Origin of the sequence: Octadecabacter antarcticus 307, from assembly GCF_000155675.2 — a bacterium.
GTDB lineage: Bacteria > Pseudomonadota > Alphaproteobacteria > Rhodobacterales > Rhodobacteraceae > Octadecabacter > Octadecabacter antarcticus.
The window spans coordinates 963389-980471 of the sequence record NC_020911.1 but is presented as its reverse complement, the minus strand read 5'-3'; the positions used below and the strand labels follow the sequence as shown (position 1 = coordinate 980471).

Below are 17083 nucleotides of genomic sequence, written 5' to 3'. Positions count from 1 at the left end.
CCCATAAACCACCCCATCTAACCCAGATAGGTATAGACCCAAAGGTTGCTTGGAAAGACCAGAACACCACCAAGATCGGCGTCCCCACCGCCGAAGGGCCAAGGGCTCGGACCCCATCCAAGGTCAGATGCTCCACCATTTGAAACCCTAGTGTCCTTGGTCCGCTTTTCGAAAGGGCGCGTTTGCCGCCTACCGCTCACGGGCGAAAACATTGAACCGCCGTTGAGCCCTTGCAACGGGGCCAGCGGCGGGTCATTTTGCGACATTATGGCAAAGCTCTATTTCAACTATTCCACAATGAACGCGGGCAAATCGACGGTGCTGTTGCAGGCCGCGCATAATTACGCAGAACGCGGCATGCAGACCTACTTGCTGACCGCGCAATTTGACAATCGTGCGGGGGCGGGGCGCATCGCAAGCCGGATCGGCATCGGTGAGCCAGCCGATACCTTTGGGCGCAACGATGATTTGTTTTGCAAGATCGAACAACGCATCTCAGCGGGGCCATGTGCCTGCGTTTTCATCGACGAGGCGCAATTTCTCAGCCCCGATCAAGTCTGGCAACTGGCGCGCGCTGTCGACGACCTTGGCATGCCTGTCATGACCTACGGGCTGAGAGTCGATTTCATGGGGGAGCTATTCCCGGGGTCGGCCACGCTCCTCGCGCTTGCCGATGAAATGCGCGAAATCAGAACCATCTGTTTTTGCGGTAAGAAAGCCACGATGGTTGTGCGCAAAGACGTTGACGGCACTGTCGTGACGGGCGGCAATCAGGTACAGATCGGCGGCAATGAAACCTACGTCAGTCTGTGCCGTCGCCACTGGCGCGAGGCGGTCGACGACGGCGACGCCAAATTGGTTTAGGTCACATCAATTCACCCGCTGCGGTGGATCGCCCCCGTCCGCCCAAGCTATGATGTTGTCCAGCGCCATCTGCGCCATTGCCTGCCGAGTTTCTTGCGTCGCTGACCCAAGATGGGGTAATAAGACACAGTTTTCCAAGGCCAACAGCCGCGGCGGTACGTAGGGTTCTTTTTCGTATACATCAAGGCCAGCCCCAGCAATCTGACCGGTTTCCAAGGCCATGATCAGCGCGTCCTCGTCCACGACTTCGCCGCGTGAAATGTTAACGAAAATACCCGTGGGCTTCATCGCAGCCAGTGCAGGTGCATCAATCAGCTTTGTCGTATCCGCCCCGCCAGGGGTTGCCACAACCACGAAATCTGCCGCTGCCATCACATCGTGTAGTCTATCCAATTGCCGCGCTGGAACGTCCACCACTTTGGGCGATCGGTTGTGAAACACCACGTCCATACCGAACCCGTAATGACACCGCGCCGCAATCGCCTGCCCGATACGTCCCATGCCAATTACGCCCAGTGTTTTGCCGGTAACGTGGGTGCCAAGCATGCCGCCACCAGTGAAGCCGCCCCATTCGCCGGATCGTACCAACCGTTCCCCTTCACCCGCACGACGCGCTGTCGCCAACACCAGCGTCAGCGCGATATCAGCCGTTGCATCGGTCAACACGTCCGGCGTGTTGGACACAGTGACGCCCGCTTTCGCCGCAGCATCTGCATCAATGTGGTTGTATCCCACACCAAAATTGCCAATCATTTTACATCGCATTTCGCCCAAAAACGCATCCGTGGTGAACGCATCGCCCAAGGTCGGCAGGATCGCATCAAACTGTGCCAGCGCCTGTGCCGCCTCCGCGACAGACAGCTTGCCGCCCAGATGGACGGTCACGTCAAACTGCAACTTGGCTTGCACCAGCACTGGCAGCGCAATGGACCGCGTAATCAGAAGTTTTTTCAACACATCCGGGCTCCTAGCGGGATTTCCTTTTCCGGCGCGATCAAGACCACGCCTGTGTCGTCATGGGCACCCAGCACCAGCACCTCGGACATAAACAGCCCGATCTGGCGGGGTGGGAAATTGACAACGCCCATGACCTGCCGCCCAATCAAATCGTCAGGGATATAATGGTCGGTGATCTGGGCCGAGGTCTTGCGCTCCCCAATCTCGGGCCCAAAATCAACCCACATTTTGATCGCTGGCTTGCGCGCTTCTGAAAACGTTTCGGCGCGCACAACGCGGCCCACGCGAATGTCGACTTTCATGAACTCATCGAAGGTAATCTCGCTCATTTCCCCAATTCCCGCCCGCGATCTGCCGCCGCTTTGACAGCGCGGCGCAGCAAGGGCGGCAACCCCGTCTCCTCGTCCATCAACACCTGCAACGCCGCATGGGTCGTGCCATTTGGCGACGTGACATTGACGCGCAACTGGCTGGGGTCCTCATCCGCGTCTTCGGCCAATTGCCCTGCCCCGCCGACCGTTGCCTTGGCCAGTTTCATCGCCAAATCTGCGGGCAACCCTTCGGCCACCCCCGCAGCGGCCAAGGTTTCAATCAGATGAAACACATACGCCGGACCCGACCCGCTGACGCCTGTCACTGCATCAATCTGGTGTTCGCCCTCAAGCCGCACAACTTGTCCGACCGCGCATAGCAATGCGTCAGCCATGTCCATATGCGCTGATGTCGCATTTACATTCCCGACGATGGCCGTGATCCCGCGCCCGATCGCGGCGGGCGTGTTGGGCATGGCGCGAATAATAGGGCTATCAGTACCCAGCGCAGTCTCAAACGCGGAAATAGACGTGCCTGCAGCAATGGACAAGAACACGGTTGATGCGTTGCCAAGGGCTGCCATTGACGGCAGTGCATCCCCCATCATCTGAGGTTTGACTGCGATCAACGCGATGGCAGGGTTGGCGGGCACACCGTCGTTCACATGCACGCCTGTGCTGAGCAACCAATCGCTTGGATAGGGGTCGAGGACCCAAATGGCGGAGGGGGACATGCCGCCCGATAACCAACCGGCCAGCATCGCTGACCCCATTTTGCCACAGCCCAAAAGGACCATGCCGCGTTCTTCTATTGCTGCCATAGACATGAAAAAATCCTCGCTCCATTGCGCTGAACGTAGGGCGCACAAAGCGGGGGTTCAAGCGGTTGCTGTCGGCTGTTTCACAAGCGCTATCATGGCGCGATCATGCGCGGCCGTAGGCTTCTGCGATGGCAACCTGAATGGCGTCTTTGGGCGTGCGTTCTGCCCATGTGACCAATTGGAACGCCGGATAAAAGCGTTCCGCGCTAAGCACGGCGGCATTAATCATCGTGTCGATCTGTTCCGGCCCAGCAACTTGTTCACCCGCGAGGACCAGACCATAGCGATAGACCATGAGCTTTTGTTCAGCCCAAAATGTGAACGCACCCGCCCAACACATATCATTGGTCAGGTTCAAACATTCATAAAGCTCAGCCATCCGGTCAGCGGGCGGTTCCATTTCAAACGTGCAAATTAGGCGCAGGGTTTGATCATACGCCGACCATGCCAAAGTGATCGCGTAGGTCCGCCACTGGCCTTCCACCGCAAACGCAATTTGGTCGTCATGGATGCGATCAAATTCCCACGCGTGGTGTTCTGCAATATGTTCCGCCAAATCGATCGGGTGGATGTCGTCTGTGTGCTCGAAACTTTCTGTGAGTGCCATTCGTTAACCCTCCTGTGCCAATCCAGACCGCCTTGGCAGTGGCTATATCTGGTGTCCTGCTCAATCAGAAAGGATACATAGTCCCTTCCTTACCATATATCGTCGCTTTTTACCCCCCCTCCTGTAAAGCACTTTCTTGGGGATAAGCGGGATTGTGGCGCAGAAATCGGTGGATAAACGCGAATTGTCCGTCACTTGTTAACCTTTGATCCGGCCCTTGCATCGGACAGGCTGCTGGATCAGTCTTTGGCTAACAACGCCCCGAAAGGACGCCCCAATGTCTAAAATGAACACCGAACTGCTGCGCCAACTTTGTGAAATTCCAGGTGTTCCAGGCCATGAGGATCGCGTGCGCGACCTGATCATGGGTGAAATTGAGGGGCTGTTTGATGAGGTAACAGTCGATCCGATGGGGTCACTTTTGTGTCGCCGTGACGCCGAAAAACCGAACGCGCCAAAGATCATGTTGTTGTGTCACATGGACGAAATCGGCTTTCTGGTCTGCCATATCAGCGACAAAGGATATCTGTATCTGCAGCCCGTCGGCGGCTTTGATCCGCGCAATCTGTTCTCGCGCCGTGTGCTGGTCTGCACCGACGATGGGGATTTTAAGGGCGTGATGAACCCGAGTGGCAAACCAATTCACATTTCATCGGCTGAGGATCGCAAGAAAATTCCCGAAGTCGGGGAATTCTACGTTGATCTCGGCATGGGTGAAGCCTCCAAAGACGTTGTGAAGGTCGGTGATTATGTGGTGATGGACGAACCATTTATTGAAATTGGCGATAAATTTGTATCCAAGGCGTTAGACAATCGCATCGCGTGTTGGTTGGGCATCGAGATGATGAGAAAGCTTGGCTCCAAAGGGCGTGGCTCGGAAATCCATGTGGTGTTCACGACGCAAGAAGAAGTGGGATTGCGGGGGGCCAGAACGTCCGCGTTTAAGGTCCAGCCAGACATCGGAATTGGCATCGACACCACGCTGGCTTGTGACACCCCCGGTGTGCCCGACAAGGACGCGACGACCATTCAAGGCCGCGGCTTTGGGCTGCACGTACGTGACAGCAGCTTCATCGCGGACAAGGCATTGGTGCGCGAGATTGAAGCACTCGCGATCAAGAATAGCATCCCCTATCAGCGCACAATGCTGGCGGCGGGTGGCCAGGACGGGGCCGCTGCACAGCAGGCAGCCGCCGGTGCGCGTGCCGTCGGAATTGTCGTCGGGACGCGCTATATTCATACCGTCACAGAGATGATCCATAAAACCGATTTGCAGGCGGCGCTGGACATTTTGACGGCGTATCTGGCCGATCAATGATCTTTTGATGTCAGCCCAAACAGCCCTGTCAGGCTGCGTTTCACAAGGCTGGTCACCGACGGTTTGGGTTCAGCGGTAAAGGCTAGCGGTCGGCAAACCTCCATGGCAGCAACGCCGACGCGGGCCGTGAGCGCGCCGTTAATGACCCCTTCGCCGAAGCGACGTGACACTTTGGACAGCACGCCGCCACCCGCAATCGACCCGATCAAATCATCGCCAACCGCCACGGCCCCTGTTGCGACCAAATGCGACAAAACCTGCTTGGTAAGCCGCCACGTTCCCAATGTGCCAGACCGTCCTTCGTAGATTTCGGCGATGCGCCGGATCATCGCCATATTGGCCGTAAGAGCGGTAAAAACATCCGCCAATGCCAGCGGCACAATCGCAGTGACGGTGGCGACCTTGCGCGCAGCGGCTTCGACCTCAAGCCTTGCGCGCGCGTCGAGCGGCGCGAGGATCGTGGTCTCTGCGAGGCCCAGCAGAGCGTCTGCGTCAAGCACGGCACCCTGTTTTTCGCCAAAAGCCTGCCGTCCCCAACGGGTATCATCGCGACGACGATAAAGCGCTGTGATCTGGCCCGTGACCTCACGGGCGTGGGCCAAATTGTGATCAATCAGCGCTTCGGCGGCGCCGTTCTGAATCCGATCAACGCGGCGCAATCGACCGAACGCCGCCATTTCACGCAGGGTAATCAGCAACAGGACGCCGCAGAATAGCCCCGTCAGTACAATAGCGACCCAGCCCAAAATAGGGGAACGGTCCAGCAACCCAAACACGAAATCCCATGCCGCGACACCAATCAGAAACCCGATCAGCGAAACCAGAAGCCCCCAGAACCAACGCGCCAAACGGTTTGGGCGTTTTGCCGCCAAACTCGCCATGCGCTGCATAGCGGCAGGGGTTGGAGTGACGTCCAATTCCGGCACCGGCGGCGCTGTCGATGGCGTCACATCATCCGTGTCATCCAGATCAAAAAGGACGGGGCCGCTTTTGATTTTTGATGTCATAACTTATCCCCCAACAGGAACTGCGCAGCGCGATCAAGCCGGATATGCGGTGGCCCGTCCCCGGGTTTGAGCGTCAGCGGTGCAGGTGCGAAACTCATGACTTCATAATCGGCATCAAGCCAGGTTTTCGCGCCAGACCGCGCCGGGCCAAGCAGATGTGCGGGGTCAGTTGGCAAGGCTCCGGGGTAGAACGCTTTTTGTTCATTTGCGCGCAAAATCCGGCCGCGCACGACGCCGAGGTCCACACCGTTGTGGTTGCGTGTCTCTTCAACAGTTGTGCGCAACGCGGCAATGGACATGGCCTGCGTTGTGGCACCCGAAAATTCCGCGCGGTCCTGCGCATCACGCAGTAGCGCTTGGGTAATGGCGGTCAATTGTGGGTGTTGTTGGTGGTGCAAATGGTCGGCTTTGGTGGCGGCAAACAGGATTTTTTCAATCCGCCGCCCTTGGAAAAACTGTGTCAAGAAACTGTTGCGACCGGGTCTAAATGCGCCAAGAATATCGGCCATTGCACGGCGCATGTCTTCAACCGCTTGCGGGCCGGAATGGATCGCACCCAGCACATCAACCAGCACGATCTGGCGGTCAATCTTTGCGAAATGATCGCGAAAGAACGGTCGCACGACATTGCGTTTATAGCTTTCGAACCGCCGCTCAAACTCACGCCACAGTGATTTTCGGGCGGGCCGATCCACGGGCGGCAAAGGCGCGAATGTCAACACTGGCGAGCCTTCAAGGTCGCCGGGCAGCAGAAACCGCCCCGGTGTGCAGTCGGAAAACCCAGCTTCACGCGCGGCCTTCAGGTGTGCGGTAAACGCGCCCGCGACGTCTTGTGCCTGTGTTTCCACAAACCCACTCGCAGGATCGCAAGCATCCAGCGCACTTTCAAAATCAGCGGCGGCGGGCCGCCCAGCCAAACGCGATAAGACTTCAGCCGACCACGTTGCGAAATCTTTGTCCATCAACGACAAATCCAACAGCCATTCGCCCGGGTAATCCACGATGTCCAAATGGACGGTCCTTGGGCCTTGAAAGGACCCAAGCAAACCTGTGGGCTGCACCCGTATCGAAAGGCGCAATTCAGAAATCCGCTGCGTGCCTGCGGGCCAATGAGGGTTTTTCGCTGTCAAAGCGGCTAGGTGGTTCTCGTAGTCAAACCGCGGCATCGTGTCGTCAGGTTGCGGTTGCAGATAAATCGTCTGAATGCGTCCAGAAGCCGCTGCGTGAAATTGCGGCATCCGCCCGCGGTTCAGCAGGTTGGCAACCAACGACGTGATAAACACCGTCTTACCCGCACGGCTTAGCCCCGTGACGCCAAGCCGAATAACCGGTTCCGTGAACGGCGCGCTCAACGTGTCCGTAATTGTACCCACGCCCCGCGTGATCGTATTCGTAAGTGTAGTGATGACCACGCCGAGTACCTTTCAAAGTTCACCCTGCATAAGATAGGGGGCCGCCAACCCGATGTGTAGGGATTGATTTCACGGCGCAGCACGCCTAAGCCGCCACTATGCCCCGCTATGCCCTGAAAATCGAATATGACGGCGCGCCGTTTTGCGGCTGGCAACGCCAAACCAGTGATCCGTCAGTTCAGGGCGCGATTGAGGCGGCATTGGCAAAGCTCGAACCACGCGGCCACACGATTGGCGCGGCAGGGCGCACAGATGCGGGCGTGCACGCACTGGGGCAAGTGGCGCATTGCGATATGGACAAGACATGGGATGCGTTCCGGCTGTCCGAAGCACTTAATTTCCATCTCAAACCCGCGCCGGTTTCAATCGTTGCCTGCGTGCAAGTTGCGGACGATTGGCACGCGCGGTTTTCAGCACTTGAACGGCGCTATTTGTTCCGACTGGTCAACCGCCGCGCGCCCTTGGTGCTCGAGGCTGGCAAGGTCTGGCAGGTCAGCCAAAAACTGGACGGGGCCGCAATGCAGGCGGGGGCGGATCGTCTATTGGGCCACCATGATTTCACCACGTTTCGATCAACAGTGTGTCAGGCGGACAGCCCGATGCGCACATTGGACGGTTTGGATATTGAACAGGTCGCCCGCAGCGATGGCGCACAAGAATTCCGATTCCACGTGCGCGCGCGGTCTTTTCTGCACAACCAAGTGCGCAGCTTTGTTGGAACATTGGAACGGGTCGGCGCAGGTGCGTGGACACGCGATGATGTCAGCGCCGCCTTGAATGCCCGCGACCGCACCGCTTGTGGGCCGGTTTGCCCACCGCATGGGTTATATTTGGCCAGTGTCGGCTACCCCGAAGACCCGTTCGCCTGAACGCTGTCAGTCGTTGTCCGTCAGCCCAGCACCAGCCCCACCCATCCGTGATGCGTCCGTTTCTGGAACCAAGGTTTTCGCCGCCATATCAGTAAGATGATCGCTCAACGCCGCAGGCAGAACACGGCGTCCTTTGGGCGTACGCAAAGTGAGTTTTATAGGCTCAAACCGCTGAAAAATCGCACCTGTCGCGGTTGCCTCCCAGATCAAAGTCTGTTTTGTGTGATGTTCAACTGACGCGACATAGGCGTCAATTGTTGCTCGGTCCGCAACGACGGTTTGCGGCCCCTCTCCCGCCGCAACAAGGTCCAATGCCGTCGGGATAGAAGTTGCCGAACCGCCCTTGTGACAGGGACATGTCGCAATCTGATCCAGATCGAGGTACGCCGTCGCCATTGCCAAATCCTCAGCCAGACCGAGCGGCAGGCCACCGCCGCGCGCGGCCCTTAGAACCAGTGCTTCGATCTCATTGGCAGATTTTTCATGGTGGTCGCTCATGCGTCGAACGTGGGCAGCCACCAGTCGTCGGCGTCCCCCAATTCATCGCGCAAGGGTGCGCCTTGGCACAGCGTAATCCGTGTCCAACGGTCCGACTTGGGATCAAACTTGGCAGCGCCAAAGAACCCCAATTTGCAGCGCAACATATCAATCGGCAGGCAATCCTGCCCGATCAGGTTGTCGCGAATTTCAGCGTAGGGCGCGCGATCAAGCGACTGGACACGCCGCACAGCGGCACGATGTTCGGGGTGGCGCGCCAACAGCGCAGCAACGCTGCCACCGCCCTGCAAATCCTGCGCCAAACACGCGACCTGACGGGCGATATCGAGCGGGCTTTCCAGTGCAGCACCGTCTTCTTCGTGGCGCAACCCAAGACGCGGCTCGGCCTTTGCCTCAGACACATACCAAAATTGGTGGCACGCCTCAGGGATTTCGTAATCACCCATCGCCCAAGCCCAATCACGTGCAATCAGCGCCTGCAATTCTGCGCAGGGCATCGACGGATCAAGCGTTACACATTTTTGGGTGGCCATGGTGACGCACAGATCATCCACCAGACCCCCGAACGGTTCGATCATCAACGCCGCAAGGCATTCTTGCGTGTCGATCGAAAACGTCGCCGATGCCAGCCACAACCGATCCAACGGCATCCGTCCCGCCATGACGTCTGGCGTCATCAGCGCGGCCAGTTGTGGCCATTCGCGGCGCATCTGATCTATCCGTTGCTGCCCGATATCATCAGGGACCTGCCATTCTGCCAAATGCTGTGCAGCGCGTGCGACCAATTTATAGATAACCCCAACCTGCGCAGCCTCCAGCGTTTCAATCGCACGCACCCGCGCCAATGCAGTTTCGCGCGACGTGATCCATGCGTTTAACAACATCGGGTGCGATACCAAAAATGGCGCCATCCCCAGCCCGGTTGAATTGCCGATCCCCAGATGCCGTTTCAGATGCGCGTCAAGCGGCGCACCGCCGACATGTTCGACCAAATCATGGGTGAAGCCACGGATCAACCAGACCGTCAACATTTCAGCCATAAACGGCCCCCCCATGCTATCACGTGTGGCGAACACATCGCGATCCGCGATGCCAAACTTTCCGTTGCCATAAACGGCTGTGGTGCGCATCAAATATCCGATTGAGCGAACCAAGCCAGCGTCCGGCTGGCCCCCTGCCCGCAGTCGTTCAACCGTGTGGGCGAATAGGCGCACGGATTTATTGGCGCGGCTAAGCACAAGATCACGCACCGTGAACCGCGCCGCTTCTTGCAAGGGCGCCGTCGCCACGATGCGCGCGATTTCATCGCCACTTGGCACACCGTCATACAACACATACGCCGTGTCCCAAGCAGACGCGATCACGCGGTCGGTGCGCAGTTCGGGCGGCAAATCTGTCGACACTGCGACCAGAGAATAGACATGCCCCCCGAACGTTACGGAATAAACCGCATGCCCGAACCCGTCGCTATCCATGGCCCAAACGGGCCGCGTAATATGCGCCTTTTCAGCGGACAGGCGGCGCAAAAGGACACGGAGAAACGACAATCGTGTCGGGAACGACGCCCCCATACGCCGCAACCGCATCACCACGTCTGGGGTGCGAAGGGACATCTGTGGCGGGGCGACGTTTTGATCTAACATGGTTGCATCCTGCCAGAGTACGTTGATCCGTCAAAGCCAAAAAACCACTGATCTTGTTCAAAAACGACGCATGCAGTCAGGCGCCAATAGGGCATCGTGGGTGGCACAGCAACGTCTTTGGATCAGCTGTTGGCGGGGCTGAAATTCTCACCGTAAAAACGATGCCAGTTGTCACCCATAATCCCGTCGACTTCGCTGTCCGACATGCCAACAGCGGCCAATCCAGTGCGGATATTGCCGAAATCACGGTTGTCGCCGAACCAGCTTGGCATCGCTGGGAATCCAGATGCATCGGCGGATCCTTCGCCGTAATCCATTGCTTTTGACCATCGCCCGACGCGCATCCAATCAACGACGCTGTCTGGTTGGTCTTGGCACAGGTCGGTGCCGATGCCCAAATGTTGCGCGCCGTAGCGCGACGCGGCGTCTGCAATCATCTGGCAAAAACTTTCAATCGTACAGTCTGATCCGCATTTAAGGTGATGCGGATAAACCGAAAAACCCACCATACCGCCCCGCGCGACTAGCGGTTTGATCACGTCATCGCCGAAATTACGGCGTGCAGCGTGCCACCAACTAGGATTTGCATGGGTGATCGCGATGGGCCTCGACGAGGCATCAATCGCCTCCAATGTTGATCGATCCCCTGAATGGCTCATGTCCACGACAAGTCCGACGCGGTTCATTTCTGCCACAGCTTGTGCGCCAAATCGGGTCAAGCCAGTGTCGTCAACCTCGTAACATCCGCTCGCCAGTAAGGACTGGTTGTTGTAGGTCAGCTGCATGAACCGCACGCCCAGTTGATGCACAATTCCAATCAGGCCAATGTCATCTTCAATTGGGCTAGGGTTCTGGAATCCAAAGAAAATAGCGGTGCGGCCCGTCGCACGCGCCGTTGCCACATCATCCGCCGTGGTGGCGCGCATAATGAGGTCTGGAAACTGCTCAAACCAGCGGTTCCATGCCTCGAGTTGCAGCACCATCTCACGGAAACTTTCGTGATAGGTGATGGTCACATGGACGCCATCAACGCCGCCTTCCCGCATTTGGCGAAAAATCTTTTCAGACCAATTGGCGTACTGCAGATTATCGATCAAATATCCCATGTGCGCACCTTGTCCTACCAGTTTCGAAAACGCCACAATTCGTGATCGCCAATGGAACGATTAAGCAGCCTTTTACGTTTCGTCTATGCGTCTTGTTTGGTATCAACATGAAAAGATGTTTGGTGAGCAGACGAACATGCGCAAAATAATACCTATTTTGGCTTTGATGTCATGGATATTCCCGTCGGGGTCTTCATCGCAAGATGTACGTTTGGACGCGCCACAAGCAGATGAAGAATTGCAAACGGTTTTGACCGCCGCGTCCCTGACATTGGCGCTTGAACGCGATGGTGATGACGCGCCGCAGGATTACGTCGCTGCTGCGCGGGCAGACTATCGCCGTCTGCTGACAGGGCTTTATGCAGAAGGGTTTTACGGCGGTACGATATCCATTCTGATTGACGGAATCGAAGCTGCGGGGATTGACCCGCTGGTCCCGCGCAACACGGTTGAAACCGTCGTGTTGTCCGTCACACCAGGTCCGCAGTTCACATTCGGGCGCGCCGACATCGAACCATTGGCGCGCGGCACGCATTTGCCAGGCGCCTTCGCAACCGGAAACACCGCCAGTTCGGATGATATCAGTGACGCCGCGAGCGCTGCAGTCGTTGGCTGGCGCAACGCGGGACGCCCTTTGGCGCAAACCGACGGGCAAACGATCACCGCCCGCCACTTGGACGAAAAACTCGATGTGTCGATTATCATCGCACCTGGACCGGAACTTAGCTTTGGTGAAGTTGTGGTGACAGGAAATGTCGCCGTGCGCACCGAACGTATTCTGGCGATAGCAGGCTTGCGTGGCAGGACCTTTGATCCTGCCGATATTCTGCGCGCTGAGGCCAACTTGCGCCGCACCGGTGCGTTCACATCGGCCACAATTATCGAAGGCGAAGCGCCTGAGGGTAGCACCCTGCCGATGACCATCGCGGTTGTCGAACAAATACCACGCAGAATTGGCGCGGGTGTAGAATTTTCCACTGTGTCTGGATTGACGTTGTCGGGTTATTGGTTGCATCGCAACCTGCTTGGCGGCGCGGAACGGTTCCGTGTTGACGGTGAAATTGCGGGGCTATCTAGCGGCACGGCTGGGACCGACTACAGTCTCGGTGCCGCATACTTGCGCCCCGCAACGTTTCGCCAAGACACCGACCTTTATATCATTGCAAATATCGCCCAGCTGGATGAACCGTCGTTCTTTGAGCGCGACGCACGCGTTGAGGTCGGAATTATCCGACGCATTTATGACGACGTAATTTTGGAATACGGGTTTGGATATGCCGTGGGCGAAGTGTCTGACGCATTGGGCGACCGAACTTACAGCCTGATTTATGCCCCCCTAGAAGGCACAATTGATCAGCGCACCAACGTACTTGATCCGACCTCTGGCTATTACGCCAATCTATTGGTTACACCGTTTTTGGGTCTGAATGGTGCCGATAGCGGCGCGCGCATTTTCGGTGATGGTCGGATTTATCGCAGCTTTGGGCAAAACGGCCGCGTCACGTTTGCCTTGCGCGGCCAAATCGGGTCGATCCTTGGTGCAGATGCAGCGGATGTGCCCGCCAGCTACCTGTTCTATTCCGGTGGCGGTGGCACGGTACGCGGGCAACCTTACCAATCGCTCTCGGTGGATTTGGGCGGCGGCAATGAAATTGGCGGCACCTCGTTTTTCGGCGCACAATTTGAGGCGCGCGTCGATGTCACCGATACCATTGGCGTCGTCGGGTTTTACGACACGGGTTTCGTCGGCGCCGATGCCGTCCCGTTTGAGAATGGCGATTGGCACGCAGGTGCAGGCCTTGGATTGCGCTATAACACGGGTATCGGCCCGATCCGACTTGACATGGCAACGCCCATGACAGGCGACGATGCCGGCAAGCAGATTGAGGTCTATATCGGCATCGGGCAGTCGTTTTGACGCGCCTGTTCCTGACGCTCCTGTTGGTGATGTGGGCTAGCTTTGCTGCCGCACAAAGCAAAGAAGACGACCGTGATTTCATCACGGGCTTGATCGAAGACACCATTAACAACGACGATTTAACGGTCCGTTTGATCAATTTTCAGGGCGCGCTCAGTGCAGCGGCGACGGCAGATGCCATCACGATTGCCGATCCAGACGGCATTTGGCTGCGCCTTGATGGGCTAATTATTGATTGGAACCGATCCGCATTGCTATCGGGTCGTGTCGAGATCGACAAGCTCAGCGCGCGGCGGATTGAATTGATCCGCCTGCCCGTCACAAACGCCTACATGGTCGACTTGCCAGCGGCGGAAGCCACGCCTTTCAGTTTGCCCGAACTGCCTGTGTCCGTCGACATTACAGAAATTTCAGCAACGGAAATTGTTCTGACCGAAGCCCTGTTGGGTGAGCCTTTGACTGCGCGTTTTGAGGGGGCCATAACGCTGGGCGACGGCGTTGGCAGCACCAATTTCACACTGGAACGCACCGATAACAAGGTCGGACGCTTTATCGTCGATGCAGCCTACGAAAACGAGGCGCGCCAGCTGGCGCTTTTCCTGCTCGCCGAGGAAGGTCAGAACGGTATTGCCGCGCGGATGTTGGACCTGCCTGATCGTCCCTCCGTGAAACTTGAAATCGCGGGCGACGCACCTTTGGATAACTTTGTCGGCGATATCGGCTTAGCCACGGACGGCGTGGACCGTGTCACTGGCACCGTGCAGCTGTCGCGCCCGTCCGGTAGCATCGATCAGGCCTTCAATGTGAACCTAGAAGGCGATCTGCGCCCGCTGCTGGCGCAACAATATGGTGCGTTTTTCGGTGGCTCAACTTTGTTGCGGGTCGAAGGAACCTCATTCGGGCTGGGCGGGCTGCGTCTGTCCAATCTTATTGTGGCAGCAGATCAGGTGGTCTTGCGCGGTTCGGCGCGGATTGATGCGAACGGCTGGCCAGAAGCGATTGATCTGCGCGGGCGTCTTGGGAATGGTGGCACAGACCGCGTGTTGCTGCCCATTGGTGGCGCATCAACCGAAGTCAGCGGCATGTCCCTGAACGTGCAATACGACGCTGCAAACGATGACGCATGGACGGGTGCGTTCGATATCACATCGTTGGTGCGCGAAGGACTGGAAATTGATGCACTGACCCTGTCTGGTGGCGGTATCATCGTGCCAAGCGGGGTGGGAACACTCGGTCAGTTTACGGCTGATCTGAACTATGCAGCGCGCGGCCTCGCACTTGCGGACGCGAGACTGACGGAAGCGATTGGATCAGACGTTGAGGGCACCTTGGATTTTGGCCGCATCGAAGCGGGGCCCTTTATTGTCAATGCCCTGACGCTCAGCGGTGCTGGCATCACGGCACAGGGCGCCGCGTTGATTGATGGACCACAGGATCGGTTCCGTACCCAAGCTGGCATTTCGATCGATGCCACCGATTTTAGCCGCTTTGCCGCCCTAACCGGCCTCGATCTGGCTGGTAGCGGCACTGTCGACCTGTCGGGAACGGTTCAACCTTTTGACGGTATATTTAACCTCGAAATCGCGGCGCAAACCAATGGGCTTGCTGTAGGGATCGCGCAAGCGGACCCGCTTTTGTCAGGCACCAGCACGCTGACGCTGGGCGTGGAACGCGACACGGACGGCACACGATTGCGCAGCATCGATCTGCGCAATGATGCGGTACTGGCAACGGGCAGCGCTGAAATCACGTCGCAAGCCACCAGCGCGAATTTCACCGCGCAGATCACTGATCTAAACCTTATGACGCCATCCCTGTCTGGCCCTGCCATCCTGACGGCTGATGTGCAAACCGATGTGCAGGGCGTTATCACGCTGGACGCTGGCGTGAACGCGCCGCGGGCCGAAGCCACAGCGCAAGGCATCGCCTCCCCGATTGAGGGTGGTTATAGTGTCCGCGCCCAAGCGGCGATCGCGGTGGATGAACTCAGCGCTTACAGCGATCTGGTCGGGCAACAGATTGGCGGCGGTCTTTCAGTTGCTCTAGATGGCACGTTCACCACGACCACGAGTGCAATGAACGCCGATGTCACGGCACGGGCCCAAAATCTGCGTGCAGGATCGCCCGCACTTGATCGTATGTTGGCAGGACTGGGTCGGATCGATGCGGATGTCAGCCTCTCTGAGGCGGGACGCCTGCGTCTTGACGCCATTGACGTGGTTTTCCCGAACCTGACGGCTGGCGGCACGGTTGCCACCTCGGGATCGGACGCGGTGGCCAGTCTGTCCGTCCGGCTACGCGATATTGCGATACTGGTATCAGATTTTTCGGGCCCGCTGGTGGCTGAAATAACCGCCCGCCAAGACGGCACTGGCTGGACGGTCACCGGGGACGCAACCGGACCCTTGGGCACGGCAGCACGGGCAACAGGACGCATATCCAGCGCTGGTCAGATGGACATGTCGGTCACAGGGTCCGCGCCACTGGCCCTCGCCAATCTTTATATTGCACCACGCCAAATCAACGGCCTCGCACGGTTTGATCTTTCGGTAAACGGTCCTGCTAATCTGTCCTCGGTTCGCGGCCCGGTAACAATCAGCGATGCGCGATTGGCTGCGCCAAACCTGCAGCAAGCTGTTGAAGACATTAACGGCACAATCGTACTCACTGGGGGGACGGTTCGTCTAGATATTCAAGGCACCAGTGCAGAAGGCGGAACCGTAGCGCTGACCGGACCAGTAGATCTATCACCACCGTTTCAGGTGGCGCTGACGGCACAGCTAGGCGATGTCGTGCTGCGTGATCCAACGCTTTATCGCGCAACAGCAAATGGCCAAGTGACCGTAAACGGGCCCCTTACAGGTGGTGCTGCAATCGCAGGCACAATCAATCTCGGCGCGGTCGAAGTTCAGGTGCCATCAACAGGTGTCAGCGCGCTTGGCAGCCTACCACAGGTCACGCACCTTGGCCCACGCATGGATATACGTGCCACCCTTGATCGCGCAGGCGTCGGCGTGACGCCATCGACTGAACGGCAAACTCGCGCTGGTCCTGACTACCCGATCAATCTGTTAATCCGCGTGCCATCGCGTATCTTTGTACGTGGTCGCGGGCTGGACGCCGAACTCGGTGGACAGCTTCGCCTCACCGGAAGTCTGAACGCGCTCGTTCCCATCGGGCGGTTCGATCTTGTTCGTGGCCGCTTGAGCATTCTGGGCCAGTGGTTCGATCTCGACGAAGGTTATGCCCAACTCCAAGGCGATTTCACGCCGTTTTTGCGCTTTGTCGCAACCACACAAGCCCGCACAGGCACCGTGGTCAGTATCATTGCCGAAGGCCCCGCCGATAGCATCGACGTGCGGTTCGAAAGTGTCCCTGACTTGCCGCAAGATGAAGTGTTGGCGCAGCTGCTGTTCGGTCGTGACATATCGTCAATCTCACCGCTTCAGGCTGTGCAACTGGCGTCCGCAGTGGCGACATTGGCAGGCAATGGTGGCGGTGGCGTTGTTGCAAACCTGCGCGAGGGCCTCGATCTTGACGATCTGGATTTTGTGACCGATGAGGACGGCAATGCAGGCGTTCGCGCTGGCAAGTATCTGTCAGAAAACGTGTACACAGATGTCACGATCGGGTCGAATGGCACATCCGAAATCAACTTGAACATAGACATTGATCGGAATTTTACCGCGCGTGGGTCCGTAGCATCTGTTGGTGATACCAGCGTCGGAATTTTCTTTGAACGCGACTACTGA

The 17083-nt window shown here is 57.7% G+C and carries 15 protein-coding genes; 5 read left to right on the top strand and 10 right to left on the bottom strand.

Annotation, left to right across the window (positions count from 1 at the left end):
• Window positions 1-17: 17 nt before the first annotated feature.
• Window positions 18-266 carry a hypothetical protein gene (locus tag OAN307_RS05005; protein ID WP_044043227.1) on the bottom strand — a complete coding sequence of 83 codons (249 nt, stop codon included), beginning with the start codon at window positions 264-266 and terminating at the stop codon, window positions 18-20.
• Window position 267: 1 nt separating this feature from the next.
• Between OAN307_RS05005 and OAN307_RS05000 the strand changes: the two genes are divergently transcribed.
• Window positions 268-864, top strand: a complete 597-nt coding sequence (locus tag OAN307_RS05000) for a thymidine kinase (RefSeq protein WP_044043226.1) — start codon at window positions 268-270, stop codon at window positions 862-864.
• Between the two features lie 6 nt (window positions 865-870).
• On the opposite strand, the gene OAN307_RS04995 is transcribed toward OAN307_RS05000, so the two are convergent.
• The 4 genes from OAN307_RS04995 to OAN307_RS04980 all read right to left on the bottom strand — a co-directional run bounded on the left by OAN307_RS04995 (window position 871) and on the right by OAN307_RS04980 (window position 3560).
• On the bottom strand, window positions 871-1821 hold the full coding sequence (locus tag OAN307_RS04995; protein WP_015498743.1) for a 2-hydroxyacid dehydrogenase: 951 nt from the start codon (window positions 1819-1821) through the stop codon (window positions 871-873).
• Window positions 1815-2150 (bottom strand): tRNA-binding protein, encoded by a 336-nt coding sequence (locus OAN307_RS04990; protein WP_015498742.1) that lies wholly within the window; start codon window positions 2148-2150, stop codon window positions 1815-1817. The genes OAN307_RS04995 and OAN307_RS04990 overlap by 7 nt, the downstream gene beginning before the upstream one ends.
• Window positions 2147-2959 carry a pyrroline-5-carboxylate reductase gene (gene proC, locus OAN307_RS04985; protein WP_015498741.1) on the bottom strand — a complete coding sequence of 271 codons (813 nt, stop codon included), beginning with the start codon at window positions 2957-2959 and terminating at the stop codon, window positions 2147-2149. Before proC ends, OAN307_RS04990 begins: the two co-directional genes overlap by 4 nt.
• Before the next feature lie 97 nt (window positions 2960-3056).
• Entirely contained in the window at window positions 3057-3560 is a 504-nt protein-coding gene (locus OAN307_RS04980; RefSeq protein WP_015498740.1) for a type III secretion system chaperone family protein, read from the bottom strand.
• 286 nt (window positions 3561-3846) lie between these two features.
• Between OAN307_RS04980 and OAN307_RS04975 the strand changes: the two genes are divergently transcribed.
• The gene (locus OAN307_RS04975) at window positions 3847-4878 is read left to right on the top strand and encodes a M42 family metallopeptidase (RefSeq protein WP_187292577.1); all 1032 of its coding nucleotides are present in this window, start codon (window positions 3847-3849) and stop codon (window positions 4876-4878) included.
• Here the strand turns inward: OAN307_RS04975 and OAN307_RS04970 are convergent.
• Together OAN307_RS04970 and OAN307_RS04965 are read right to left on the bottom strand one after the other, a co-directional pair.
• On the bottom strand, window positions 4872-5885 hold the full coding sequence (locus OAN307_RS04970) for a YcjF family protein (RefSeq protein ID WP_015498738.1): 1014 nt from the start codon (window positions 5883-5885) through the stop codon (window positions 4872-4874). The genes OAN307_RS04975 and OAN307_RS04970 overlap by 7 nt on opposite strands.
• Window positions 5882-7297: a YcjX family GTP-binding protein gene (locus OAN307_RS04965; RefSeq protein WP_015498737.1), complete on the bottom strand. Its 1416-nt coding sequence runs from the start codon at window positions 7295-7297 to the stop codon at window positions 5882-5884. The genes OAN307_RS04970 and OAN307_RS04965 overlap by 4 nt, the downstream gene beginning before the upstream one ends.
• Window positions 7298-7395: 98 nt before the next feature.
• On the opposite strand from OAN307_RS04965, the gene truA reads away from it, so the two are divergent.
• Window positions 7396-8166, top strand: a complete 771-nt coding sequence (truA, locus tag OAN307_RS04960) for a tRNA pseudouridine(38-40) synthase TruA (RefSeq protein WP_015498736.1) — start codon at window positions 7396-7398, stop codon at window positions 8164-8166.
• Window positions 8167-8172: 6 nt separating this feature from the next.
• Here truA and OAN307_RS04955 read toward each other — a convergent pair whose 3' ends face one another.
• The 3 genes from OAN307_RS04955 to OAN307_RS04945 all read right to left on the bottom strand — a co-directional run bounded on the left by OAN307_RS04955 (window position 8173) and on the right by OAN307_RS04945 (window position 11413).
• Window positions 8173-8664: a DUF3726 domain-containing protein gene (locus tag OAN307_RS04955; protein WP_015498735.1), complete on the bottom strand. Its 492-nt coding sequence runs from the start codon at window positions 8662-8664 to the stop codon at window positions 8173-8175.
• Window positions 8661-10307 carry a hypothetical protein gene (locus OAN307_RS04950; RefSeq protein WP_015498734.1) on the bottom strand — a complete coding sequence of 549 codons (1647 nt, stop codon included), beginning with the start codon at window positions 10305-10307 and terminating at the stop codon, window positions 8661-8663. The genes OAN307_RS04955 and OAN307_RS04950 overlap by 4 nt, the downstream gene beginning before the upstream one ends.
• Window positions 10308-10429: 122 nt before the next feature.
• Window positions 10430-11413, bottom strand: a complete 984-nt coding sequence (locus OAN307_RS04945) for a membrane dipeptidase (RefSeq protein WP_015498733.1) — start codon at window positions 11411-11413, stop codon at window positions 10430-10432.
• Window positions 11414-11549: 136 nt separating this feature from the next.
• Between OAN307_RS04945 and OAN307_RS04940 the strand changes: the two genes are divergently transcribed.
• Window positions 11550-13331 carry an autotransporter assembly complex protein TamA gene (locus OAN307_RS04940; protein ID WP_015498732.1) on the top strand — a complete coding sequence of 594 codons (1782 nt, stop codon included), beginning with the start codon at window positions 11550-11552 and terminating at the stop codon, window positions 13329-13331.
• Complete coding sequence (locus tag OAN307_RS04935; protein ID WP_015498731.1) at window positions 13328-17083, top strand: translocation/assembly module TamB domain-containing protein; 3756 nt, start codon at window positions 13328-13330, stop codon at window positions 17081-17083. Before OAN307_RS04940 ends, OAN307_RS04935 begins: the two co-directional genes overlap by 4 nt.

Excerpts from the sequence above, each read along its gene's own strand:
- OAN307_RS04975 (WP_187292577.1), top strand. The coding sequence starts at position 3,847 with ATGAACACCGAACTGCTGCGCCAACTTTGTGAAATTCCAGGTGTTCCA.
- OAN307_RS04980 (WP_015498740.1), bottom strand. The coding sequence starts at position 3,560 with ATGGCACTCACAGAAAGTTTCGAGCACACAGACGACATCCACCCGATC.
- OAN307_RS04970 (WP_015498738.1), bottom strand. The coding sequence starts at position 5,885 with ATGACATCAAAAATCAAAAGCGGCCCCGTCCTTTTTGATCTGGATGAC.
- OAN307_RS05000 (WP_044043226.1), top strand. The coding sequence starts at position 268 with ATGGCAAAGCTCTATTTCAACTATTCCACAATGAACGCGGGCAAATCG.
- OAN307_RS04950 (WP_015498734.1), bottom strand. The coding sequence starts at position 10,307 with ATGTTAGATCAAAACGTCGCCCCGCCACAGATGTCCCTTCGCACCCCA.
- OAN307_RS04955 (WP_015498735.1), bottom strand. The coding sequence starts at position 8,664 with ATGAGCGACCACCATGAAAAATCTGCCAATGAGATCGAAGCACTGGTT.
- truA (WP_015498736.1), top strand. The coding sequence starts at position 7,396 with ATGCCCCGCTATGCCCTGAAAATCGAATATGACGGCGCGCCGTTTTGC.
- OAN307_RS04945 (WP_015498733.1), bottom strand. The coding sequence starts at position 11,413 with ATGGGATATTTGATCGATAATCTGCAGTACGCCAATTGGTCTGAAAAG.
- OAN307_RS04990 (WP_015498742.1), bottom strand. The coding sequence starts at position 2,150 with ATGAGCGAGATTACCTTCGATGAGTTCATGAAAGTCGACATTCGCGTG.
- OAN307_RS04940 (WP_015498732.1), top strand. The coding sequence starts at position 11,550 with ATGCGCAAAATAATACCTATTTTGGCTTTGATGTCATGGATATTCCCG.
- OAN307_RS05005 (WP_044043227.1), bottom strand. The coding sequence starts at position 266 with ATGTCGCAAAATGACCCGCCGCTGGCCCCGTTGCAAGGGCTCAACGGC.
- proC (WP_015498741.1), bottom strand. The coding sequence starts at position 2,959 with ATGTCTATGGCAGCAATAGAAGAACGCGGCATGGTCCTTTTGGGCTGT.